Source organism: Arsenophonus sp. ENCA (assembly GCF_002287155.1).
Classification (GTDB): domain Bacteria; phylum Pseudomonadota; class Gammaproteobacteria; order Enterobacterales; family Enterobacteriaceae; genus Arsenophonus; species Arsenophonus nilaparvatae.
In genome coordinates this window covers 1-5,482 of the sequence record NZ_NHNG01000402.1, presented here as the reverse complement: position 1 = coordinate 5,482, position 5,482 = coordinate 1, and the positions used below count along the sequence as shown (strand labels likewise).

The 5,482-nt window shown below is 36.5% G+C and carries 4 protein-coding genes; 3 read left to right on the top strand and 1 reads right to left on the bottom strand.

All coding sequences use genetic code 11. The annotated features are described in order from the left end of the window. The first annotated feature begins 306 nt into the window (after positions 1 to 306). The 3 genes from CBG25_RS10575 to CBG25_RS10565 all read left to right on the top strand — a co-directional run bounded on the left by CBG25_RS10575 (position 307) and on the right by CBG25_RS10565 (position 3,393). Positions 307 to 912, top strand: coding sequence for a type IV secretion system DNA-binding domain-containing protein (locus CBG25_RS10575; RefSeq protein WP_290606537.1), 606 nt, complete (start codon positions 307 to 309; stop codon positions 910 to 912). A gap of 3 nt (positions 913 to 915) precedes the next feature. Next, complete coding sequence (gene mobF / locus CBG25_RS10570) at positions 916 to 2,775, top strand: MobF family relaxase (RefSeq protein ID WP_290606535.1); 1,860 nt, start codon at positions 916 to 918, stop codon at positions 2,773 to 2,775. Positions 2,776 to 3,111: 336 nt separating this feature from the next. After that, positions 3,112 to 3,393 carry a hypothetical protein gene (locus CBG25_RS10565; protein ID WP_290606533.1) on the top strand — a complete coding sequence of 94 codons (282 nt, stop codon included), beginning with the start codon at positions 3,112 to 3,114 and terminating at the stop codon, positions 3,391 to 3,393. Positions 3,394 to 4,014: 621 nt separating this feature from the next. Here CBG25_RS10565 and CBG25_RS10560 read toward each other — a convergent pair. After that, a complete protein-coding gene (locus tag CBG25_RS10560; protein ID WP_290606531.1) occupies positions 4,015 to 4,515 on the bottom strand; it encodes a polymer-forming cytoskeletal protein in 501 nt (166 codons plus the stop codon). Between the last annotated feature and the right edge of the window lie 967 nt (positions 4,516 to 5,482).

The following is a 5,482-nucleotide window of genomic DNA, read 5'->3' as shown; positions in this document are numbered from 1 at the left end:
ATTTGAAAACACCTTTGTTTTATATTTTTTTCTCTCAACCCATACTGCAACATCGAATTTTAATTTAGCGACATCAATACCCACTGAGGTTTTGATCATGGTAAATTCTCTCATGAAAAACAGATAATTGAATATATCGTCCTAACCTTCCTTATAAATACGTGCTCGTAGCACAAGATACCGTTCGGTTTTGAAGACGATGATGAATATGTCACCAGGGTTTAATCTGAGGTACAAGCTCTAAGCTTAAGGCAGCGTACAAACTCACCGGTAACATCCCAATGATCAGTTGGGGATCATTAACCTTTGACAGTCAATGATCAAGATATAAGTGGCAGCGTGGCCGAGTGGGTACAAAAAGAACTGGGTGAGACCCGTTTACTGAAATTCCGCGACCAGTATAGCTATGGGGTGGATACCATCAGGGATGGTGTAAACTTTTCTAAAGAAGATACCCGTGAAAAAATTGTCAGCTTCTCTGATATTCAGAATCTGGATGATTTGGAGTGCTTTGTCTCGCTCCGCGGGAATGTGCCGATTGTCAAACTCACGCTGGAACACAGGCAATATGAAACGATTGCCGCAGGGAAAATTGAGCGCGATGTATCCGCGGTTTTTGATAATCAGATTGAGCAGGAACTGAATAAATCGGGAATTGAAAATAAAGTGGATAAATTGGTCACCGGTCGTCGCACGCAATCAGACCAAAACAATCAAAACCAGACCAACAACCCGCAGATGATGGAAATAACACCCCCTGAACAGACCCATTATGTTGAGCCGGTTAATTATTATGGCACCGCAAAAACCGGCAAACCGGTATTAGAAGCAGAAGAGAACAACTTGGATAACCCCGCACAGGAGACAAACAACAACCTAAGACATGAAAAAAGCACCGAGAAGGAGGTTTAGACTATGCTGTCGGTCAAAAATCTCACCAGTGGCGGCGCTTCCGCCAGTGCCAACTATTATGAGGAAAAGGATAACTATTACTTTGTCGGTGAAGAAGGCACTGGGTGGTTTGGTAAAGGCGCTGAGCGGTTAGGATTAACCGGCACGGTGGATAGAAACACCTTTGAGCAGATGCTGGAAGGGAAACTACCGGATGGCACGCAGTTAACCTTTAATAAAACGGGTAAAAATCAGCATCGACCAGGCTATGATTTAACCTTTTCTGCCCCCAAAAGTGTCTCGGTATTAGCCCTGGTTGAAGGCAATACTGCGGTGCTTGACGCACATAAACAAGCGGTGGCATCAGCCCTCAAAGAGATTGAAAATATAAGCTCAACCCGCACAATGACAAAAGGGGTCACACAAACGGAAATGACCGGCAATACAATTGCTGCCCTGTTTATGCATACCACTAATCGCAATCTCGACCCTAATTTACATACCCATGCCTTATTAATCAATGCCACCTGGTCAGATAAGAAAGGCTGGAAAACACTGTCATCAGATACCATCAATCGTAATGGATTTAACGAAATTATCCGCGATTTACAGATTACTTTTGGGTCTATTTATCGCCAGCACCTAAAAGAAAGTTTGCAGAAACAGGGGTATTCGTTTATTTCAACGGGGAAAAATGGCCTATGGGAAATAGAAGGCGTACCAACTGAACCTTTTTCATCCAGGCGAAAAGAGGTTGTCGAGGCGGTAGGCGAAACGGCTTCCGCTAAACAAAAGAGTGCCGCCGTGTTAGCGACCCGTAAAGCAAAAACCTTTACCAATGTTGAGACACTCCATAAAGAATGGCAAGCGGTGCTCGCAAAAACCGGTTATTCAGCGGATAAAGTGAAAAAAGCAGAAACTATCAACCCATCAACGCCAGAAGTTAACCTTAAAGAGGCCATCCAGCAATCGATTAAGGTACTATCGGATAAAAACACCCGATTTTCCTATGATGCATTATTAACCCATGTCATTAATCGCCTTCCTTGCCAGACGAAAGTATTAGAAACATTACGCAAGGAAATTAACAAGGAGATTAAACAGGGCAATCTCGTACCACTTAATTCAGAAAGCACGCTGTTAACCACAGAAAACCATCTTAAACAGGAAAATACGGTCAGCACGTTAATTAATCAGTTGCGGTACAGTAAACATGAATTAACAACAGCACAGGAAAGCACGTTAGCCAAAAATATTACCCAAAACAATGTCAGATTTAATCTGGTTAATCTTAAAGGCGGGTTCACCCATGAAATTCAGGTTATCGAGGAACTTCATGGCTTGGCGAAAGAAAATAAGTTAAATACCGTGATTATTACGCCGAATAAAAAAATCAGCGATAAATTACAGGAACATGTCAATAAGAAAGTAAAAACCATCAGCATTGATGACTATTTAAATGCCATCCATAAAAATAACAATAAACGGCAATTAATCGGGATTTACCAGTCTGAACACTTACCCCTTAACAAAGTTGCGGCATTACTTAATCGGTCATATACCGAGGGCGATACGATTATTGCATTAGATAGCGCCAGCCGTAAAAACAAAGGGCTGACGAGTGAAATCGCACGTGCCCTCGGCGCTGAACCGATTAACGCCTTTGAATCGAATGCCGATAAACATTTCTATTTTATCCCTGACCAGGACAAAACGAGCAGAATACAGACCGCCGCTAATCATTTTGCTAACTTTTATGCTTTAAATAAGGATGTCATCATTCAGGCAGGAAATAACCCAACAAAAGAAGCGATAATAACCAAAACCCGTGATGTTTTAATCGAACACGAGTTTCGCACCAATAAAAAAACGCTCTATTTTTAAGTTTAATTCAGCATGATATATAAATAGTCAAAACCTTATAAATCAAATACAACTTATTGTAATTTAAGAAAATTTATGTTTTTTAGTAACTTGCAGATTAATCATTGCTTTTAAGCCATTTTTAGAATTTTATATGCCTGTGCGAAACTCGTGTTTGAAACAAGAGTACATAATTTAGAGTCATGTGCTCTTGATTACGTAACATTTACTTAACAATTAGAGTGAAAACTACAGCCACAAGCTTAGTCATATTTATCGTCTTAGCCTTCATAATATATGTCATATTTAAATGAGACGGTTTTGTGTAATGACATCCATAATTGTGATGAGGAACTTATGGACAAAAGAAAAATAAAGGAGATGAAAAAGGTGGCAATGAATGCCATTAAAATTGTACTGGAATCAGAAAAGCAACAAAATATTATTGGCTACAAAATCTTCAATGTCGACAACAACCGCTATCTGAAATTTAAGGGAAAACCTTCAATTAAAACCGTTGAATACTCAGAAAATTTTGACGAGGGGCATATATTCAAAAGCCGTATTGATGCCTTACCTATTATGGTTAGATTAACCTGTAAATTTGAGCTAAAACCGATTACAAAGGAACATTTTTAGCCCATTAACAGTATAAACGCAGGTTCGCACAATGGCGTTATGTATAAATGGCCGCCGTCTGCGAGGAGATATTTTCGCAGACGGCTATTCAACATAACGGCGTTGTATATTATGCGAATTTTTATTATGCAATCAATCTAGCAATTCAAACGGACAGCTACAGCTCTAGAAAGCCAAACGCCAATCAGGCGTTAGTTGTATACTCAAGTATACTTAAGTTTTTTTGGAAATAGCCAACTAACAACAGCCCAACCAATAAAATAACAGTTGTTAAAATAACGGCTTATCCATTTAGTTGGACTGTTTGTTATTTTATTTTTTTAAGTGAGTATATTTTTCGGCATAAGAAAAACAGCGATCAAACATACGGTTAAGATAGATTTTATCTTCAGGTGTTATCAATGGTTTATTGGATGAAACTTCTACTTTGTTGGTAACACGATTAAATTTTCCAGCAAGACCAACCGGTCATGCTTTTGAATCGTTATAAATACGGTCATCTATTTTTGCTGTTGATTGATAATTAGGCTTATTTACTCTATCCATTATATATCGTCCTAATGCAAATATTACAACTGGAAACATATTTAATGCTTCCATTGATCCCTGTTCGATAAGTGATTAAGAAACTTTTTCTTTCTTTTCTTTTAGGGCAATCGCATTGGTAGCATCAATTTTTTGATGTTTTTTATGCTCTTGCACGTTATTTCGTTCTGGTATTTTTTTGTTCAGATCTACTGTAATTTTTTTCGATATGCCAATAAAGAACCCACCATCTTCAATAGACAGATTTTCACTATAAATCTCACCTTCGATCATGCCATTTTTTTGAATTTCAATTAAATTTGATTCAACACGACCATCAATTTTTCCATCGATAATCGATTTTTTGGCTAATATGCTGCCTGTTACTATGCCAGTTCTTGTCACAATAACCGTGTTTTCTTTACATAAAATATTGCCGATATATTTACCATCAATAAGTATATCTGCGTCTGAGACAATATCGCCGGTGAAACAAGTTTCAGAGCATATAATAGTTTTCTTGTCACTTTTGTTTTCAAGATTATTTTCTGTGCTTTGCTTATTTTCTGTACTTTCAATTTCCCGTTTCTTAAACAAAATATTTCTCCTAAAATGATAGATAATTAGCAGGCTAGAGACTAATCCACAGCTAAAACAAACCCAAAAGAATCCAGTGGAATACATGATGATAGAAAAGCACCATGCAATAATTGCTACGTTGATTAATCGCACATAGTCCTCCGCCGGATTTTAATTAATTAGCACAGCATTAAATGCAGAGTTTATGATGCATAAAGTAAAAATTTTTTTGTCATCTCCATAATAATTTTATGTTATTAATCGTTTCACTTAATTTAAAGTGGATGTTAGTGTTAAAATATTTGTTTTTTTGTTAATTCATGGTTGATTAAAATGTCACGTAGATTGATTTTTAAATTAAATCACTTTTTATGCTCTCGGATTGTTATTGTGAGAAAATAAATAACATTTTTTTTCTATTATAAAATAGCTAAATTGCAACAAAATTAATCATTATTCATTATATTAGTTAGCTTCAGTATATTGCAATGCATCTTCGGTCAAAAATATTGACTTATGTTATAATTTTTATACTTTTATTCTGAGATGCAAAATTTATAAATTATTATTTTATTGTTCAAGTTAATTTTTTAATACTATAAAACATGAACCGTTACTATTTTGATAACAATATAAGCGTTATTTTGTTGTAGTGATATAATGAATTCGATAACTATTTTAAATGATAATTTATATTAATAGCATATTAAAAGCGACTAATTATATATTACTTTAGCCACTTTTTTGTTAATGTTTAAGAATAGAATAGCTTTAATTATTGCTTAATTTACATTGATAATCTTGAGGGCACCTCGAAAAACCTAAGCCGAGTTTGATTTTGCTGATAAAGTTATCGGAAGCTGGTCTACTGAGCTAACCACCATGAAGAAACGCAGCGCCATTAAGAATGACCTCTTTGCAAACCAGTATCACCAACAGACGATCGACAAGTTGGGTGACCCGCTGGTCAAGATCGAAACCTGTA